Annotated in this window: 15 protein-coding genes; 11 read left to right on the top strand and 4 right to left on the bottom strand. The window is 69.4% G+C overall.

The genetic code is table 11. From position 1 onward, the window contains the following. Positions 1–59 precede the first annotated feature (59 nt). Both ACLBW1_RS08015 and glpK read left to right on the top strand, forming a co-directional pair. A complete protein-coding gene (locus ACLBW1_RS08015) occupies positions 60–848 on the top strand; it encodes an IclR family transcriptional regulator (RefSeq protein WP_447811302.1) in 789 nt (262 codons plus the stop codon). After that, a complete protein-coding gene (glpK, locus tag ACLBW1_RS08010; protein WP_447811301.1) occupies positions 845–2,362 on the top strand; it encodes a glycerol kinase GlpK in 1,518 nt (505 codons plus the stop codon). The genes ACLBW1_RS08015 and glpK overlap by 4 nt, the downstream gene beginning before the upstream one ends. A 4-nt stretch (positions 2,363–2,366) precedes the next feature. Here glpK and ACLBW1_RS08005 read toward each other — a convergent pair whose 3' ends face one another. The 3 genes from ACLBW1_RS08005 to ACLBW1_RS07995 all read right to left on the bottom strand — a co-directional run bounded on the left by ACLBW1_RS08005 (position 2,367) and on the right by ACLBW1_RS07995 (position 8,118). Next, on the bottom strand, positions 2,367–5,954 hold the full coding sequence (locus ACLBW1_RS08005; protein ID WP_447811300.1) for an nSTAND1 domain-containing NTPase: 3,588 nt from the start codon (positions 5,952–5,954) through the stop codon (positions 2,367–2,369). Positions 5,955–6,196: 242 nt separating this feature from the next. After that, positions 6,197–6,886: a TetR/AcrR family transcriptional regulator gene (locus tag ACLBW1_RS08000; RefSeq protein WP_447811299.1), complete on the bottom strand. Its 690-nt coding sequence runs from the start codon at positions 6,884–6,886 to the stop codon at positions 6,197–6,199. Further along, positions 6,883–8,118 (bottom strand): CaiB/BaiF CoA transferase family protein, encoded by a 1,236-nt coding sequence (locus ACLBW1_RS07995; protein WP_447811298.1) that lies wholly within the window; start codon positions 8,116–8,118, stop codon positions 6,883–6,885. The genes ACLBW1_RS08000 and ACLBW1_RS07995 overlap by 4 nt, the downstream gene beginning before the upstream one ends. 190 nt (positions 8,119–8,308) lie before the next feature. Here ACLBW1_RS07995 and ACLBW1_RS07990 point away from each other — a divergent pair, with 190 nt between their 5' ends. Genes ACLBW1_RS07990 through ACLBW1_RS07950 form a run of 9 tightly spaced genes read left to right on the top strand, consistent with a single transcriptional unit; the run spans position 8,309 to position 17,076 of the window. Next, positions 8,309–9,145: an MlaE family ABC transporter permease gene (locus tag ACLBW1_RS07990; RefSeq protein ID WP_447811297.1), complete on the top strand. Its 837-nt coding sequence runs from the start codon at positions 8,309–8,311 to the stop codon at positions 9,143–9,145. Between the two features lie 5 nt (positions 9,146–9,150). Continuing rightward, positions 9,151–10,017 carry an ABC transporter permease gene (locus ACLBW1_RS07985; protein WP_447811296.1) on the top strand — a complete coding sequence of 289 codons (867 nt, stop codon included), beginning with the start codon at positions 9,151–9,153 and terminating at the stop codon, positions 10,015–10,017. Continuing rightward, entirely contained in the window at positions 10,017–11,087 is a 1,071-nt protein-coding gene (locus ACLBW1_RS07980) for an MlaD family protein (protein WP_447811295.1), read from the top strand. Before ACLBW1_RS07985 ends, ACLBW1_RS07980 begins: the two co-directional genes overlap by 1 nt. After that, positions 11,084–12,088, top strand: a complete 1,005-nt coding sequence (locus tag ACLBW1_RS07975) for an MlaD family protein (protein WP_447811294.1) — start codon at positions 11,084–11,086, stop codon at positions 12,086–12,088. The genes ACLBW1_RS07980 and ACLBW1_RS07975 overlap by 4 nt, the downstream gene beginning before the upstream one ends. Next, positions 12,085–13,089: an MlaD family protein gene (locus tag ACLBW1_RS07970; RefSeq protein WP_447811293.1), complete on the top strand. Its 1,005-nt coding sequence runs from the start codon at positions 12,085–12,087 to the stop codon at positions 13,087–13,089. The genes ACLBW1_RS07975 and ACLBW1_RS07970 overlap by 4 nt, the downstream gene beginning before the upstream one ends. Position 13,090: 1 nt before the next feature. After that, complete coding sequence (locus ACLBW1_RS07965; protein ID WP_447811292.1) at positions 13,091–14,257, top strand: MlaD family protein; 1,167 nt, start codon at positions 13,091–13,093, stop codon at positions 14,255–14,257. Beyond that, positions 14,254–15,318 carry an MlaD family protein gene (locus tag ACLBW1_RS07960; RefSeq protein ID WP_447811291.1) on the top strand — a complete coding sequence of 355 codons (1,065 nt, stop codon included), beginning with the start codon at positions 14,254–14,256 and terminating at the stop codon, positions 15,316–15,318. Before ACLBW1_RS07965 ends, ACLBW1_RS07960 begins: the two co-directional genes overlap by 4 nt. Positions 15,319–15,343: 25 nt before the next feature. Next, a complete protein-coding gene (locus ACLBW1_RS07955) occupies positions 15,344–16,291 on the top strand; it encodes an MlaD family protein (RefSeq protein ID WP_447811290.1) in 948 nt (315 codons plus the stop codon). A gap of 32 nt (positions 16,292–16,323) precedes the next feature. Continuing rightward, on the top strand, positions 16,324–17,076 hold the full coding sequence (locus ACLBW1_RS07950) for a hypothetical protein (protein ID WP_447811289.1): 753 nt from the start codon (positions 16,324–16,326) through the stop codon (positions 17,074–17,076). Between the two features lie 103 nt (positions 17,077–17,179). Here ACLBW1_RS07950 and ACLBW1_RS07945 read toward each other — a convergent pair whose 3' ends face one another. Continuing rightward, positions 17,180–18,088: a MetQ/NlpA family ABC transporter substrate-binding protein gene (locus tag ACLBW1_RS07945; RefSeq protein WP_447811288.1), complete on the bottom strand. Its 909-nt coding sequence runs from the start codon at positions 18,086–18,088 to the stop codon at positions 17,180–17,182. Positions 18,089–18,135: the final 47 nt, after the last annotated feature.

The raw sequence follows: 18,135 nt of genomic DNA, 5'->3' as shown, positions 1-18,135 counted from the left end.
CGGCGTTCGGCATTGTCGAACGGCCTCCCGGGTCGCGACCGACGGGTAGCGTCGGCGACGTGCCGGGTCTCATCCAGTCGGTCGAACGCGCCACCGCGGTGATGCATCTGTTGGCCGCCCGCGACGAACCGATGACCCTCGCCGAGATCGCCACCGCCGTCGGCGTCGTGAAGTCCACCGCGCACGGGTTGGTGCGCACGTTGGTGGCCGGCGGGGTGCTCGAGCAGGACGAACGCAGCGGCCGATACCGTCTCGCCGACGATCCCTTCGGGCCGCGCCGCGACGTGTGGGATGTCAACGAGATCCGGTCGCGCGCCCTCAACTGGACCGACGCGCTCGCGTCACGATCGAGGATGGCCACGCAGGTGACGGTGGTGCGCGGCGGCACCGTTCAGGTGGTGCACGACGTGCTCGCCACCCGCGGTGGCGGCGCCCGACCGCTGATGACCGGCTCGGTGGTGCCCGCTCACGCCGGCGCTCTCGGTCGCGTGCACCTCGCCTACGACGCCCACCTCTCCCGATCGGTGCTGCGCGACGACCTCACCGCCCACACCCAGCGCACGATCGTCGACGCGGGACTCCTCGTCGCCGAACTCGCCCGCGTCCGCGACACCGGATGGGCGATCGCGGTGGGCGATCTGGTGCACGACCAGGCCACGGTGGCCGCCCCGATCCGTGACGCCGGGGGCACGGTGATGGCCGCGGTGGGTGTTATGGGCGGGGTCGACGACATCTGCGGTCGCGGCGAGATCCCGCGAACATCCATCGTGGACAACGTGATCGCCGCGGCCCGGTCGATCTCCCGCGAACTCGGTCACGGCGTCGCATCCGGCGGGTGGACCCGATGAGCACCCGCTACGTGGCCGCGATCGACCAGGGCACCACCTCGACCCGCTGCATCGTCTACGACCGCGGGGGTGTCCTGGTGTCGGTCGCGCAGCGCCGTCATCGTCAGTACTTCCCCCGGCCGGGCTGGGTCGAGCACGACGCCTCGGAGATCTGGTCGCTGGTACGCCTGCTGATCCCCGAGGCGCTGCGGTCGGCGGGCGCGGCGGCCGAACAGATCGTGGGCCTGGGCATCACCAATCAGCGTGAGACGACGGTGATCTGGGACCGCGAGACCGGGATCCCGTTACACCGGGCCATCGTCTGGGAGGACACCCGTACATCCGACCTCGTCGAGGACCTCCGATCCCATGGCGACGCCGACGATCTCCATCGCCGTAGCGGCACACCGCTGTCGAACTATGTCTCCGCACCGCGGCTACGGTGGTTGCTCGACACGGTGCCCGGGGCACGGGAGGGGGCGCAGGCCGGGAGCGTTCTGTTCGGCACCATGGACACCTGGCTGGTGTGGAACCTGACCGGTGGAGTCGACGGCGGCCTGCACGTCACCGACCCCACCAACGCCGGGCGCACCATGCTGATGAACATCGAGACCGGACGGTGGGACCGGGAGTTGCTGGCCGCGTTCGACATCCCCGAGCGGATGCTCCCCGACATCCGCCCCTCGCTGAGTGCGGTCGGCGTCACCACCGATCCGGTGCCCGGCGTCGCGATCACCGCGATGATCGGCGATCAGCAGTCGGCTCTGGTGGGGCAGACCGCCCTGGAGAGCGGCGAATCGAAGTACACCCTCGGCACCGGCGGGTTCCTGCTGTTCAACACCGGGGCCGAACTCGTGCGATCGCGCAACGGTCTGATCACCACCGTCGCCTACCAGATCGACGGCGAGCCGCTGTGTTACGCACTCGAGGGCTCCAACCCGACCGCGGGCGCGCTGGTGGAGTGGCTCAAGGAGAATCTCGGGCTCATCGAGACCGCCGCCGCCATCGAGACCCTCGCGGGCACCGTCGAGGACAACGGGGGTTGCTACATCGTGCCGGCGTTCTCGGGGCTGCACGCCCCGCACTGGGTGTCGGGTAGTCGCGGACTGATCGTCGGGCTCACCGCCTATGTCACCCGCGGGCACCTCGCGCGGGCGGCGTTGGAGACCAACGCCTTCGGCGCCCAGGCCATGATCGCGGCGGTCAACGACGACCTCGCCGCAGCGGATGCCGCGACCCGCCTGACCGAACTCGTCGTCGACGGCGGCATGACCGCCAACAACCTCCTGATGCAGATGATCGCCGACATCTGCGGGTTGCCCGTGGTGCGGCCGCGGATGGCCGAGGCCGTCGCACTCGGCGCGGCCTACGGCGCCGGTCTCACGGCCGGGTTCTGGACCGACACCGCTCAGCTGCGCCGCAACTGGCAGGCCGCCGCCCGGTGGTCACCGAAGATGCCGTCCGTCGAGCGCGACCGTCAGGTCGCGACGTGGGCACGTGCGGTCGAGCTGTCGTCGAACTGGCGACCGGCCTGAGGGCTCAACAACCGTCGGATGCCGTGGCGCGGCACACCTGCGCGGCGACGTCGCCGGTGCGCAACGACCAGAACTGTTGCGCGCCTCCGTCGCCGGTGACGAGGACGGTGTCGTCGCCGAGTGCGGTGAGCCGTGCCGGGCCCTGATCGGCGGTGCCGTAGAGGTTGCCGACCCGACGCACCGAACCGTCGGCGCCGATCCGGTGCACGGTGCCGTCGGCCGACGCCGTCGCCGTCGTGGTGCCGAGGGCCACGATCGAGGTGACCGCCCATCGGCCCAGCGGGGTGCGCGCCCCGACCTGACCGCCGGTGTCGGTCCGGTAGCGGGTGATGCCGCCGGTGCTGTCGCCGACGACCACGTCGCCGTCGACGTATCCGAGCGCGGTGACCGGTGAGCCCGGGGTCAGTCGGCCCGAGACCTGACCGGTGCCCGACGGGGTGAGGCGGGTGCGGACGACACCGGTGGACCCGCCGAGCGCGATCTGCCCGGCGTCGGCCGAGAACGCCACCGCGGCAATCGGCGCCCCACCGAGATCGAGATCGGTGACGGGTGTGAGTCCGCGACGATCGACGCCGTAGACGCCCACGGAGGTGTTGCCGCGCATGCTCATCGCCAGTACCGACGACGTGGGGCCGAACCGGATGGTGCCCACCGGTTGCGGTCCGAGCGCGATGGGACCACCGACCGCGACCGGCCCGCCGGGCCCCGAGACATCCCACAGCTGGGCGAGGTGGCGCGAGTCGACGGTCATCATCCAGCGGCCGTCGGGGCTCATCGCGGCACCGTCGAAGTGATCAGGGGCGTCGATGACCAGGCCGCCCCGAGGTACCGACGGATCCGCGGCGTCCCACACCTGCACCGGACCGTCGACGAACGACGTCGCACACGCCGTCGTCGCCGTGGAACACGCCGGGGTCGCGACGCCACCGAAACCGCCGTCGAGCAGCCCGGCGGGCAGCGACCACACTTGCGGCACACCGCTGCCCGTCGTGACCACCGTCGTGGCGTCGGTGAACCGTGCCGCGGAGATGGTCGTCGACTCCGACCGGAGGTCACCGGTGAGTACGCGGGGCAGATCGGCGTGGGTGACGTCCCAGACCCGGGTCGACCCGTCGGCCGAGGTGACCGCGAGCCGGTGTCCGGTGGGTGCGAACGACAGGCTCGACACGCCGACGACGGTGTCGTCGACACCGGGGTCGACGGCGCCCGACCGACCGAGGCCGGGACCGACCCGGGTCAATCCCGACGTCGACACCGCGGCGAGCATGATCGAGCCCGCGGCGTCGGCGACGGCGAGGGTGTCGCCTCCGGAGGACACCGCGACCGCCGCGACGGGGTTGTCGAGGACGAGCCGGTCGCCACCGGTGACGGGGGAGCGGGGATCGGACAGGTTCCACGCGGTGACGCGGCGGTCGGCCGATCCGACCACCAGGGTCGGTGCGACATCGGGTGTGGCCGAGGGCGCGAACACCGCTGTGCGCGCGGCGGATCCGCCGGTCAAGGTCGACAGGACGACCGGACGGCGCGGGTCGCCGACGTCGAGGACGCGTACCGCACCGGCGGCGTCGACGGTGGCGAGCCACGGACGGTTCGGTGCGAAGGTCAACGATTCGACCGGTGCCGATCCGCCGTCGACCACGACGGGCGCACCGGTGACCGCGCCCGAGGCATCGATGGGCCACAACCGCACGGCGCCGGCGGCACCGGCCGCGGCGAGCAGGGTGGCACCGGCGTCGAGGGCCACCGCCTGCGGTCCGCGGGCGGTGGTCGCGGCGTCGATCGTGGCGGTCGCCTGCGAGTCGAGGCCGGCGCCGATGATGCGGACGGTGCCCTCGGCGGAGGTGAGGGCCACCCGCTCCGAGCGTGGCGATCCGGTGGTGGCCACTGCGATCGACGGCGGCACGGCTGACAGCGGTCGGGCCAGCGGCGTCGACTGGGTCGCCAGCAACGCCGACTCGGCGCGGGGATCGCCGGGAGCGGAACGGTAGGCCTGCAGCGCCAGCCGCGCCGACGCGGTCGGGTCGGCGGCGGCGGTGGCGCCGATCCGGGCGAGGGTGGCGTCGGTGCGCGCGGTGTCGCGTTCGGATGCGGTCTCGCCGCCACGGATCACCGCGGTGACGGCGACGACGAGGGACACGACGGCGACGAACACCAGTACCCCGAGCAGCACGCGCCGTCGGGACCGGCGCAGGGCCGCCCGTTCCCGCGAGCGGGCGAGGAACGCGTCGGCGGGTGCACCGAGGACGTCGACCGGTTCGACGGCGCGGTCGGCCGACCGCAGTCGCGCGGTGTCGTAGAGCTCGTCGGCCGGATGGCCGCCGGCGTCCCAGCGCATGGCGTCGGCGAGCACCGCGGCCCGGACCGGGGCGCCGGCGCGGCGCTGGGCCGCCCAGTCGGCGAGCCTGGGCCACGCGGTGAGCAGCGAGTCGTGGGTGAGTCGGAGGCGATCGTCGACGACGCGGACGAGGTTCGCGCCGATCAGGTGGTCGATGACGGCGTCGAGGCGACGGTGTCGGTTCAGGCGTGCGCGCAGGTCGCCACGGGCGACGTCGACGGCGACCACGTCACCGTCGTCGGTGACGCGCAGAGTCGCGAGCAGGACGAGCCGTGCCGTGCGTCGGTCGGCCTCGGTGAGCCGGGTCCAGGCGCGTTCGGCGGTGGCCTCGACGATCGAGTCGAGCGGGTCCGACGCGCGGTAGGCCGCGAGGGTCAGGGTGTTGTCGGTGCGGGTGCGCCACAGATGGTCCATCAACATCCCGAGCGCGACGAGGTCAGGCGCGCCGGACCGGGCGGCGCGGAGACCGGCGACGACCTCGGCGCCGACGCCGGCCTCGACCGTCGCGCCGTATGCGCGAGCGGGTGAGGTGACGGCGGCGAGGAGTTCGGTGTCGTCCATGGTGCGCACGACGACCGCGCGGTCGTCGAGGGTGCCCACGAGTACCGGTTCGGCGACCGCGTGGGCGTAGAAGTCGGCGCGCAGGACCACGACCACGGCGAAACGGTCGTCGGTGGCCAGACCGTCGAGCGCGGTGAGGAATTCGGTACGGGTCGAGCGGTCGCAGAGGGTGAACAGTTCCTCGGCCTGATCGACCACCACCAGGCACGCCGTGCCGTCGGGATGATCATCGGGGTCGGCGGCTGCGCGCGCGGACTCGAGCGCGGCCATCGGCGTGGTGCCCGGGGTCATCATGGCGACGGTGGCGGTGACGCGTTCGCCACCACGGTCCAGTCCACTACGACGTAGACCGCTGCGGCGGACCTCGGGGATGAGTCCGGCCGTCACCAGCGATGTCTTGCCTGCACCGGACGGACCGACGACGGTGACCAGGCCTCCACCGGGGACCGCGCGGACATGCAGCCGACGCCACAGGTCGGTGCGGCCGAAGAAGATGTCGCCGTCGTGCTCGCCGTACGGCGTCAGACTGCGATACGGACCGGCATCGGCGACTGCGCCCGACACCGCTGCTCCGACGACGTCGCCATCGAGGGTGTCGGTGTCGGTGACGACCGATCCGGTGGTGTCCTCTCCGGTGACGGGGGTCCCGACCTCGCGCAGGTCGGCCCCGCCCCGTTCACGCCCGTCGTAGGACATGGTCGACCTCGTTCGCGGTCGGACGGGTCGCCGCCGGCGACCCCGCGTCCGAGTCCGGGCACGGTTGAGCTCCGTGGTGTGCGTTCACGAGGTTCCCCCCTCGATCCGGTGGTCTCGCGACCGCCGGGATGTCTCCTACGGTCGGCCGACCGGCCGGTACCGCGTGTTCCCCGCCCGCCATTGTGGGCACACCCACCGCGTTTGTCCAATGTCTGCGTGCCCGGCCGACATAGTTTGTGTCGCTACGGATTCGGTGGGGTGGGATCGTTCTGCGCCGGGCTGATCAGTCCGCGCCGCCAGATCTCGGTGAGCGTCATGATCGCGCTCTCCTCGTCGCGCCCTGAGTCGGACGTCGCCGATCGCTCCACATCCTCGTCGCCACCGGTGACGAACCATGTCCAACAGAAGGATTCGAGCATCGACACGATCGCCGACGCGAACAGGTATTTGTCGAGCCCGATCTGCACCCCGGTGGCCTCTGCGGAGCGGAAGACCGCGAGCACGGCGCGGATGCCCTCGGATCGGCGGTGGCGCCACCATCGGGCGAACTGTGGATCGGTCATCGACAGCTGGAACGCGCCGATCATCTCCGGCAGGTAGTCGCGGTAGGAACTCCAGTAGGCCCGCACGGCCCGCTCGACGTTCACCGCCGGATCGGGCGTGAGATTGCGTCGGGTCTCGTCGAGCACCTGGGCTGCGAACTCGCCGAGCAGCGCCTCGAGCAGCTGTTGTTTGCTGTCGTAGTAGTTGTAGAACGATCCGGTCGAACGTCCGGCGGCCGAGGCGATGTCGGCGATCTTGGCTGCGAGGTAGCCCTTCTCGGCGAACACGGTCCGCGCTGCGTCGAGCAGAGCCCGTTCGGTGCGGCGGCCCTTCGGTGTGCTCGCCGCGCCGGTCGTCCCTGCCCCCGCGGTCTCGGGCCCTGCCGTCACACCACACCCGCCTCGCGGAGGTCGGCGAGTTGCCCGGGGTCGAGGAAATCGGCGTAGACCTCGGCGTTGTGTTGCCCGGGCGTGGCCGGGCCGGCGCTGCGCACCGACCCGGGGGTGCCGAGGAGCTTCGGGACCACGCCGGGACCGAGGACGGTCTCACCGATCCGCTCGTCGTGGTGGTCGACGATCATGTCGCGCGCGAGCATCTGCGGATCGGTGACGACCTCGGCGACGGTGTTGATCGGTCCCACGACGACGCCTGCGGCACTGAGTGTCTCGATGAGGACGTCGGTGGCCACGGTGGACGTCCACGCCTCGATCTCCGCGTCGAGTTCGTCCTGATGCCGACCGCGTGCGGTGTGCGTCGCGTAGCGCTCGTCGTCGGCGAGTTCGGGTCGACCCATCGCCGTGCAGAGTCGCCGGAACAGGGTGTCCTGGTTGGCGCCAATCACCACGAGTGAACCGTCGGCGCTCGGATAGATGTTCGACGGGGCGATGCCCTCGAGGCGTGTACCCGACGGACCGCGCACCACTCCGCCCATATGGTAGTCGGGAATCGTCGACTCCTGCACGGCCAGGCAGGATTCGGTGAGCGCGCAGTCGACGACCTGACCCTCACCGGTCACCGTGCGGCGATACAGCGCCGCCAACGCACCCTGCACCGCGAACATCCCGGCGAGGGTGTCGCCGAGGGACAGCGCGAGACGCGGCGGCCGTTGTCCGGGATATCCGTTGAGATGGCGCAGACCGCTCACCGCCTCGGCGACCGAGGCGTATCCGGTGCGCGCCGAATCGGGTCCGGACTGTCCGTAACCGGAGACCCGTACGAGGATGATCCCCCGGTTGCGTTCGCGCAGAACGTCGTAGCCGAGCCCGAACCGCTCCAACGTCCCCGGCCGGAAGTTCTCCACGATGATGTCCGCGGTCGCCACGATGTCGAGGAACAACGCCCGGCCGCGATCGTCGCGGAGGTCGAGGGTGACCGCACGTTTGTTGCGCGCGTGCACGGTCCACAGGAAACGGTGGCCGTCGCGCTCGGCCTGTCCCCACCCGCGCAGCGGATCGGGGGAGCCCGGCGCCTCGAACTTGATGACGTCGGCCCCCATGTCGCCGAGGAGGCGGGCGCCGAACGGGCCCGCGATCAGCGTGCCGAGTTCGAGGACACGGATCCCGTCGAGCGCGCCGGTCCCCGCGGGGGTCGGCGACGTGTCCTGCGGGTGCGAATCGGTCATGGTGCAAGCCTGCCACCCGCCGTCGGCAGACCGCGGTCGGTGTGTGGTTCGGACGTCGTCACGACCGTCCGGACGGTTCCCGGTCAGGCGTCCAACGAACCCCACCAAATGAAGTAAAAGTCACATCGCAACCACTACAGTTGCCACGGTCACAGCGGCGGATGGCGTCGAGAACAGCAGGGAGCGGTGGATGGCGGGTTCGGTGGGAGTCTCCCCACGCGGTTCGTCCGCCCTCACGCGGGCGGTCGACACCGGCGCCGATGCCGTCGCGACCCTGGGCCGGCTCATCGAGCTCACCGTCTCGGCATTCGTCCACCTCGTCCGCGACGTGGTGACGTTCCGACATCCCTGGCGCGAGACGATGACCCAGACCGGATTCTTCGCCGGGGTGGCGGGGATCCCGGCGGTGTTGGTGGCGATACCGTTCGGCGTCATCTTGTCGGTGCAGGTCGGCGGCCTCACCCAGCAGCTGGGCGCCACCTCGCTGGCCGGTGCGGCCGGAGCGCTCGGCATCCTGCAGCAGGGCGCGCCGATCGCGTCCGCGCTGCTCATCGGTGGTGCGGTGGGGTCGGCGATCGCCGCCGACCTCGGTGCCCGCACCGTCCGCGACGAGATCGACGCGATGCGGACCATGGGCATCGACCCCGCGCGACGGATGGTCGCGCCGCGACTGCTCGCGGTCGTGTTCGTCGCGCCGCTGGTCTGTATGGAGATCATCTTCGTCGGCGTCACCGCCGGCTACTTCATCAACGTGTCCTTCCAGGGCGGGTCGCCCGGCAGCTACCTGGGCGGGTTCGGTCAGTTCGCCGGGGTCGGCGATCTCGTCATCGCGCTGGCCAAGTCGATCCTGTTCGGCATCGTGGTGGTGGCGATCGCCTGCCAACGCGGACTCGAGGCGCGTGGCGGGCCCCGCGGCGTCGCCGACGCCGTCAACGCCGCCGTGGTCCTCGGCGTGGTGGCGTCCTTCCTGCTCAACCTCGCCGTCACCCAGCTGGTCACGATGTTCGTGACGACGAAGGCGGGCTGACGCGCATGGTCGGATTGCAGACGTACGCGAAGTCGCGGCGGTGGACCACCAATCTCGGCCGCGCCGCGGTGGTACCGGTGTCGGTCGTCGAACGTATCGGCCACCAGGCCTACTTCGTGTTCGACGTGATGCGCTCGATCCCGCATGCCCTGCGCGTCTACCGCCGACAGACCCTCGCGACGTTGTCGGACCTCATGTGGGGATCAGGTGGACTCGTCGTCGGCGGTGGCTCGGTCGTGGTGCTGGTGGTGCTGGGCCTGTCGGTGGGTGGGTCGATCGGCATCGAGTCGTTCGCGACCCTGAAACTGTTCGGCATCGGGCCGCTGACCGGGTTCCTCTCGGCGTATGTCAACACCCGCGAACTCGGGCCGATCGTGGTGGCGATCGGATTCGCCGCGCAGGCGGGATGTCGCATGACCGCCGAGATCGGGTCGATGCGCATCTCCGAGGAGATCGAGGCCCTCGAGGCGCAGGCCATCCGGCCCATCCCGTTCGTGGTGAGCACCCGCGTGATCGCAGGGATCGTCACGATCATCCCGCTGTTCCTCATCACCCTGGTCCTGAGCTACCTGTCGTGCGCGTTCGTGGTCAACACCGTCAACGGGCAGTCCTCGGGCACCTACTACCACTACTTCAACGCGTTCCTCGTACCCGTCGACATCCTGTTCTCCGTCATCAAGGCCGTCGTGTTCGTCGTCGCGGTCATCCTCATCCACTGCTATCAGGGCTTCTACGCCAGTGGTGGCCCCGAGGGCGTCGGCGTCGCCTCGGGCCGCGCGATCAAGAACAGCTTCGTGATGATCGTGGTCCTGGACATGCTCCTGACCCTGGTCTTCTACGGCGCCGACGTCGGCTTCAGGTTCTCCGGCTGATGGCGTACCACGATCCGTCCGGGCGCGGCCCCTCACGGACGGCACTTCTCGCTCTCGGTGCGGCGACCCTCGTCGTCCTGCTGGTCCTCGCGATCCCGCTCACCCTCTACGCCCGAGGCGATTTCGACAGCACGGTGCGGGTGTCGGCGGTCACCGACTCGGTCGGTGACGGACTCGCCGCCGGCGGCGACGTGAAGTACCGCGGGCTCATCGTGGGACGGGTCGACGGGGTCACCGTCACCGACGACGGCCGCCAGGAGATCGCGATGTCGATCGACGCCGACCAGGCGTCGTCGATCCCCGACCGGGTGTCGGCGGCGTACGCGCCGTCGAACCTGTTGGGCGTCACCGGGATCGAATTGCAGGCGGCCACCTCCACCGCGTCGGGGTCGACACCGGCCGCGGGGCGTCTGCGTGACGGTGAACAGATCACCATCGGTGCCGACTCGACGAACGTCTCCGTCGCCGACCTGTTGCGTCAGGTGGGTGAGATCTCGACGACCATCACCGGCGACGAGTTCAGCCGCACCATCGACATCGCCGACCGACTCGTCACCGCAGTGCAGCCGCTCGTGCGCTCGGGGCTCGACCTGCTCAACCTCGCCGCATCCCGGCAGCAGATGCCACTCGCAGACTTCATCCGCATCCTCGGCCCGGTCACACGCGGTGTCGCAGACCTCGAGGGGCCCTTCGACTCGGTGCTCATCAACCTCACGAAGCAGACCGCCGCCTACACCGACCCGAAGGTGGTGACGGCGGTGAAGGATTCCCTGTCGGGGCTGGTCAACACCGTCGGCGGGCTCGGTGGACTCGTGGGCGACAACTACGACGGTCTGGCCACCCTTCTCGACCTGCTCATCGTCACCGGGTCGCCCCTGGGGCGGACGCTGCGGTCGATCCCGCCGGCGGTCGGCGACGCTCGAGAACTGCTGGGGCGCCTCGAGAAGTCGATGCCCACCCAGAACGGCAAGGTGACCCTGCAGGTCGGGCTCACCGTCGCGCAGATGCCGCAACTCGCCCCCTTCCTGCAGATGCTCGCGCCCCCGGCGCCCAAGGCGGGTGGACGATGACGCTGCGTCGCTCGTCGATGGTGTATCTGGCCCTGTTCGTGGTGGTGATGATCGGTGCCACCTGGGTCGTCGTCGGGGCCCTGTCGCCCTCGGTCTCCGGTGACCAGCGCACCGTGACCGCCGACTTCTCCGACGCCTCGGGCCTGTCGCCGGGCAACGACGTGCGCCAGATGGGTGTGCGCGTGGGAAAGGTGTCGTCGGTGGAACTGCACGACGACATCGCCCGGGTCACCTTCTCGATGCAGAAGTCGGTGCCCTTGTTCGACAACACCGACATCGCCATCCGCTACCTGAACCTGGTGGGGGAGCGCTACCTCGACGTGTTCACCGACGGCCCGGGCAGCGGCCGCGCCGACACCGCCGAGGTGATCCCGCGTGCCAGGACCATCCCGTCGTTCGACATCACGGCGTTGTTCAACGGTCTCCGACCGGTGTTCAAGGTGTTGAACCCGGCCGAGATCAACGAGTTCACCGAGAACATCCTCGCCGTGGTCCAGGGCCGAGGCCCCGATCTCGGGTCCATCCTCGACAAGTTGAACCAGGCGACGGCGCTGGTCGCCGACCGGTCGGACATGGTGGCCGCGTTCGTGACCGGTCTCGGTTCGGTGGCCAAGGAGATCGAGTACAAGTCGCCGCGGCTCAACGAGCTGATCAGTCGCACCGGAGACGCCCTGGGTGCGTTGGCGTCCGACCTCGACGGCACCGAACGGTCACTCACGTTGGCCGCGAAGGCGCTCACCCCGCTACGACTGGTGCTGCAGAGCCTCAACGGGGTCTACTACGGCAACTACGCCGACATCGACCGACTGCTGCGCAAGTACATCCCCGCCACCAACGACGCCTCGAACCTGCTCGCCCGCATCCCCGGTGTCCTCGATTCGCTGTTGGCGTCGGTGAACTCGGCGACCAAGGCCTCCTACAGCTGTGGTCGGGGCCAGTCGGTGCCCGGACCGATCACCAGCGTGCTGCTCGCCGGCGCCCCGGTGGTGATCTGCCGATGAGCCCCCTGGTGACCGCGCGTCGAGACGCCGCCTCCGTACGCCGTCGGCAGGTGGTCTTCGGGCTCGGTGGGGTGGTCGTGATCGTGATCATCGCCGTCGTCGCCGGGCTGCTCTATGTCGTGCCGTTCGGGAAGTCCGCTGTCACGGCCGATTTCACCTCGAGCGGACAGATCCGTTCCGGGGACGAGGTGCGGGTCGCCGGTATCGTCGTCGGCTCGGTGCGATCGGTGGAGGTCGTGGGCGACCACGTCGAGATCACCTTCGATGTCGACGACTCGGTGAACCTGCGCGACGAGTCGAGCGCCGACATCCGACTCTCGACGGCCATCGGCGGGCACTACCTCGCGGTGACGCCGAAGGGGTCGTCGCCGCTGCGCGGTCACATCCCCACCGAACGCACCTCGACCCCGTACGAGCTGACCGACGTCATCCGCGATTCCGGCGACGTGGTCGACAAGGTCGACGCACAGACCGCACGCGAGACGTTCTCGCAGGTCAACCTCGCGCTACGGGGACGGTCGGATGCGGTGCGCGACATCATCTCCCAGGTGTCGCAGGTGACGACCACCCTCGGTGACCGTGACGAGGATCTGGACCGGGCGATCGCCGTCACCGAGGAGTACCTCGGGGCCCTCAACAACGGTCGGGCGAAGCTGGTGAACCTGCTCCGACTGGTCGGGGTGATCGGGTACCGCTTCTTCCAGTTCCGGGAACAGGGACTCGAGACCGTCCGCGGCGTCGACGCGCTGTTCGCCTTCCTCCAACCGCCCGTGGAGGCGCTCTCGGGCACCATCGACCCGCAAATCGACAAGATCAAGGCCATCGTCGCCGAACTACGGAAGACCCTCACCGGGTCGGGTCCGGTGCTCGACAAGCTGACCGCGATCGCCAACCAACTCGGGTCGGCGCTCGGTGTGTCGGGCACGCCCACCGTCGATCTGTCGAAGACGGTCGCCGACGCGCCCGCCCTGTGCATCCCGATGCCGGATCGGCGGTGCTGACATGACCACTCCCATGACTCCGCCCGCATCCCCGGTGCCCAACTCATCGGCACCCGCGCCGTCCGGACTGCGCCGCTGGGCGACCCGGTCGGTCATCGTGATCGCCATCGTGGCCGTGATCGTCGGCGGCGTCGCCGCGGTACGGGCGGGCGAGGACGCGTCGAGCACCTCGGGATGCGCGATCATGTCCGACTCGATCGGGCTCTACCAGGGCAGCAACCTCACCCTGCGCGGCGTCACCATCGGCACGGTGACCGGAGTGGCACCGTCGGACGGCCATGTCCGCGTGAACTTCTCGATGGACTCGTCGATCAAGCTCCCGGCCGACGTGTCGGCGGTGACGACCTCGGACTCCATCGTCACCGACCGGCGCCTGGAGATCCCCACCAGCTACGTCGGCGGCGCCACCTGGGACCCCGCGAACTGCATCCCGCTGGCGCGCACCCGCACCCCGAAGAGTCTCAGCGAGGCGTTCTCGGCGTTCGACAAGCTCTCGGCGCAGCTGACCGACGCCGGTGGCCGCTCACCCGAGCAGCAGCAGGCGGTGCGCACGGCGCTGGCGTCGGTCGACGACAGCCTCAAGGGCACCGCACAGGATTTCAATCGTGCCGTCCAGGGACTCGGTGCGGCACTGGGCGATCCACAGTTGCGCGACACCCAGCTGCGGTCGCTGATCAGCAACGGCCAGCAGCTCGCCGACTTCTTCGTCCAGAGATGGCCCGACGTGCAACTCGCGGTCGACAACGTCGGCAAGTTCGCGACGGCGCTGGGCGACCTCACCCGCGAACTCAACCCGGCGCTCGTAAGACTGACCTCGGTCGTGCCCAAGCTGGCGTCGAACCTGGAGCGTTTCGACCCGATCCTGTTCACCCTGCTGGGCCTCATCACACCTCTCGTCGAACTCCTGCCGACCGACCAGATCGTCGCGCTCCTCAAGTCGCTGCCGCCGGTGATGTCGGCGCTGCAGGCGATGGCGCGCGACAAGCAGGCCGGCCTCGCCATCACGGTCAAGCCCCCGCGCGTCCGGGTGCCCGTCGCCTCGGCCGGCGTGACCTGCGCCGCCCTCAACCGGGCCCTGGCCGGATCGTGCCGACCATCCCCGGGCGCACAGGCGTCGGTCGACACCGACCTCGTTGCCCTCGTCCTCGGATCGGGAGGTATCCGATGATCGGCGACCGGCGCCGGGCTCGGCGCACCGTGCTGGTGATGGCGACGCTGCTCGTCGCATGGATGACGGCCGCGTGCGGACTCCAGGTGACCGACCTGCCGCTGCCCGGTACGCGGGTGTCGGGGGAGAGCCGCGCGTTGAAGATCGAGTTCAGCAACGTGTTGAACCTGCCCGCGCGGAGCAAGGTGTTGCTGAACGGTACGAAGGTCGGGGTGTTGCGGTCGGTGGGCATCGGCGGCTCGGCCACGTCACCGGTGGCCGTGGCGACGGTCGACATCGAGAAGAACGTGGACGTGCCGCAGGGTACCCGTGCCGCGCTCGAGCAGTCGACGTTGCTCGGCGACATCTACATCTCGCTGACCCCACCCACATCCGGTGGCGGCGCACGGCTGGGTGACGGCGCGACGATCGGGCTCGCGCAGACCACGGTCACCCCGGCCGTCGAAGACCTGTTGGGTGGCATCGCGGCGCTGGCCAACGGCGGCACACTGGAGAAGATCCAGCGCACCGTCGACAAGGCCAACACCGCCTTCCCGCAGAACAAGGGCGAACGCGACAAGGGCATCGAGACCTCCCGCGAACTGATCGCCCGCATCGCCGAGAACTCGTCGTCGGTCGGCGAGATCCTCGACTCGCTCGGTGTGCTGGGCCGCTCGGTGCAGGAGCAGGGACCGGGCCTCGGATTCGCGCTCGACGTGGGGCCCGAACGCATCGGCGGGGCACTGGTGTCGTTCGTCGGGTTCACGAAGGTGTTGACCTCGTTGGGTTTCCAGCTCACCAGCGTCACCAAGCTCCTCGGACCGCGCTACGAGCAGCTCGTCGGTCTGATCGACACCGCCAATCCGCTCGTCGATCTCGCCGTGTCGTTGGACGCGTCGGCGCCGTCGGACATCGCCCGTCTCGACACACTGGTCAACGACAAGATCCTGCCGCTCCTCGCGAGCCCGTCTGTGAACATCGTCGACATCACCTCCCCGCGCGGCCTGTCGACGCCGACGGCCTCGAACGACCAGATCCGCACGGTGGCATCGACACTGCGGATGATCGGGGCCATGCGATGACCGATGGGGCGATGAGGATGCGGCGATGAGGATCGGGGTGCGCACGTCGCTGGTGATGCTGCTTGTCGTCTCGGTGGCGTTGGCGGCCTACCTGGGGATCGGGATCCTGAAGCTCAAGCCGTTCGCCGACACCGACACCGTGACCGTGGAGATGGCGTCGTCGGGTGGTCTGCTCCCGCGTTCGCGGGTGCTCTACAACGGCATCGAGGTCGGCCAGGTCACCGACATCGCGGTCCGCCCCGACGGTCTGCGCGCGACGCTGTCGATCGACGCCGGATACGACATCCCCGCCGACGCCGAGGTGACGGTGGCCAACCTGTCGCTCGTCGGCGAGCAGTACGTGGATTTCAGCTCCACCCGGGCCGCCGGCCCGTACCTGCGCGACGGCGCGGTGCTCAGCCGGAACGTGGCCACCGAGGCCACCGTCGGGGAGACGCTCACCAACCTGCAGCGACTGGTCGGCCAGATCGATCCCGAGCGACTCACGAGCATCGCGAACACCATCAACGCCGGATACATCGGCCGCGACGACGACATCACCAAGCTCGGGGAGTTCTCGAACCAGTTCTCCCGCACGGTCACCACGCAGCGCACCGAGTTCTCCGACTTGTTCGACACCGCACAGGAATTCGTGCGGAAAGCCGACGGCATCGGCCCGCCGCTGTCGTCGGGATCGCGAGCTCTCGGCGTCAACGGACCGGGGATCACCGCACTGTTCGGACTCTTCCCGGGTCTCGCGAGTGCGACGAACGGCGCGGTGGCGTGGGATCAGGTGATCAACCCGTTCGTCACGAAACTCAGCGATTACCTGCAGCGCATCCTGCCGAAGGTGACGCCGCCGCTGGCGGTGCTGTTGCCGCTGATCTCACAGATCGCGCCTGCCACCGACATCGACATCGCGTCGTTCGTCGAACGCGGCCTGCAGGTCGTCGACGAGAACGGTGTCGTACGGTTCCGCGTGGCCACCAAGTAGCCTCGCCCGCATGCACAAGGAGATGACCGCCAGTGTCTGAGTTGGGTTCACCGGACGACGACTCGACGACATCGGACACCGACAGGGCCGCCTCGGAGTTCTCCGGACTCGACGGCCGCTCACCCCGCACACGTGAGCCCGCGAAACCGGCCGAACCTGCTGCGGCAGTCGAGCCCGCTGTCGCAGAGGAACCCGCGTCGCCGGTCGGCGCTCCCAAAGCATCGAGTACGCGCGCCGAGAAGGCATCGTCGGCATCAGCGTCGGGTCGGCGCCCCGGCCGCGGACTGCTGATCACCGCGGCCTTGGTGGTCGTGGTGTTGGCCGTGGCCACGACGGTCGCGATCGTCTCCGCGCTGGGCTACCGCGACGACTACCGGAGCCTGCAGTCGCAGAACGCACAGGCCCAGCGGGCGCAGGACGTCGCCAGTGACTACGCCGTGAAAGCCGCCGAGATCGACTACCGCAACTTCGATCCCTGGTTCGCGGCGCTCAAGACCGGTGTCGACGACGCGATGATCAAACAGTTCGCCGACACCGAACCCGTTCTGCGGCAACTGCTGGGACAGCTGCAGTGGGTGTCGAAGGGCACGCTGGTCGGCAGCGACATCAAGTCGCAGAACAACGGTGTCTACGTGGTGCAGGTGTTCGTCGACGTGCAGGTCACCAACGTCCAGTCGCCCGGTGGCGTGAAAACCACTGCGCTGTACCCGATCACGGTCGACAAGAACAAGAACTGGGCGATCACCGACATCAGCGGCGGCGTGGCGCCGCTGGCCACGAAATAGGGTCCCGCGCACAGCACCCGGCCCCCGTCCGCGATGTGGTCGCGGACGGGGGCCGGGTCGTGTCTGGCGTGTCTGCTGCCGTCAGATCACCCTGATCGGCAGATCAGAGGGGCAGCAGGATGTTCTTCACGGTGGGATCGGTCGCGAGGTAGTTCTGCACGGCCGGGTCTTTGAACACCGAGACGAGCTTCTTGATGTTCTCGGAGTTCTGCCAACGGGTGCCGATGGTGAGCTGGCCTGCGAACTCGTCGGGTGCCGCCGGTGCGAAGATCTGCTTGCTGATCGGGATGTTCGCGGCGAGGTAGTACTCGGTGTAGCCGACGGTGGCGTCGAGGTCGGGCAGAGCTCGCGACTGGGCCGCGAAGTCGAGCAGCGTGAACTGCAGGTTCTTCGGGTTGGTGGCGATGTCGTTCTGGGTGGCCCGCGACTTGTCGATCCCCGACTTCAGGGTGATCAGACCGGCACGCTCGAGCAGCCACAGGCCCTGGGCCTCGTTGGCCGGGTCGGAGTAGAGCGAGACCTTCGCGCCGTTCGGCAGCTGTGAGACGTCGGTGTACTTGTCCGACCAGATGCCGAAGCCCCAGCGGAAGACCGGCGTCGCGGCCACCTCCTTGAAGTCGGGGTTGGCCTCGAGGACCTGCGACAACCACCGCTTGTGCTGGTAGATCGTGCCGGCGACCTCGCCGTCGCTGACCGCACGGTTCAGCGTGGTGGAGTCCGCGAGACCCTTGAACGCGACCTTGATGCCGTACTTCGGTGCGACGTTCTTCGCGATGTAGTCGACGAGAGCCTGCTCGTTCGCGTTGCCCTCGGCGGTCACGACGGTCAGGGTCGCGCCCGCGGTGTCGTTGGGGGACTTGTCGTCCGATCCTGCGATGCGCCAACCGATCACGGCGGCGACGATGACGACCACCAGCACGACGGCACCGATGATCAGCGGTCGGCGACGATTGTTCTTCACCTCGAATCCCGAGTTGTCGTCACGCACGGGTGCACTGGGTGTCTGGGTCATGTTCTCTTCTTCCGGGCAGGGATGATCTGCGCAGACCGGGTTCGGCG

The organism is Williamsia sp. M5A3_1d, from assembly GCF_053345315.1.
The sequence above is the reverse complement of the archived record's forward strand: the minus strand, read 5'-3'. Positions and strand labels throughout refer to the sequence as shown.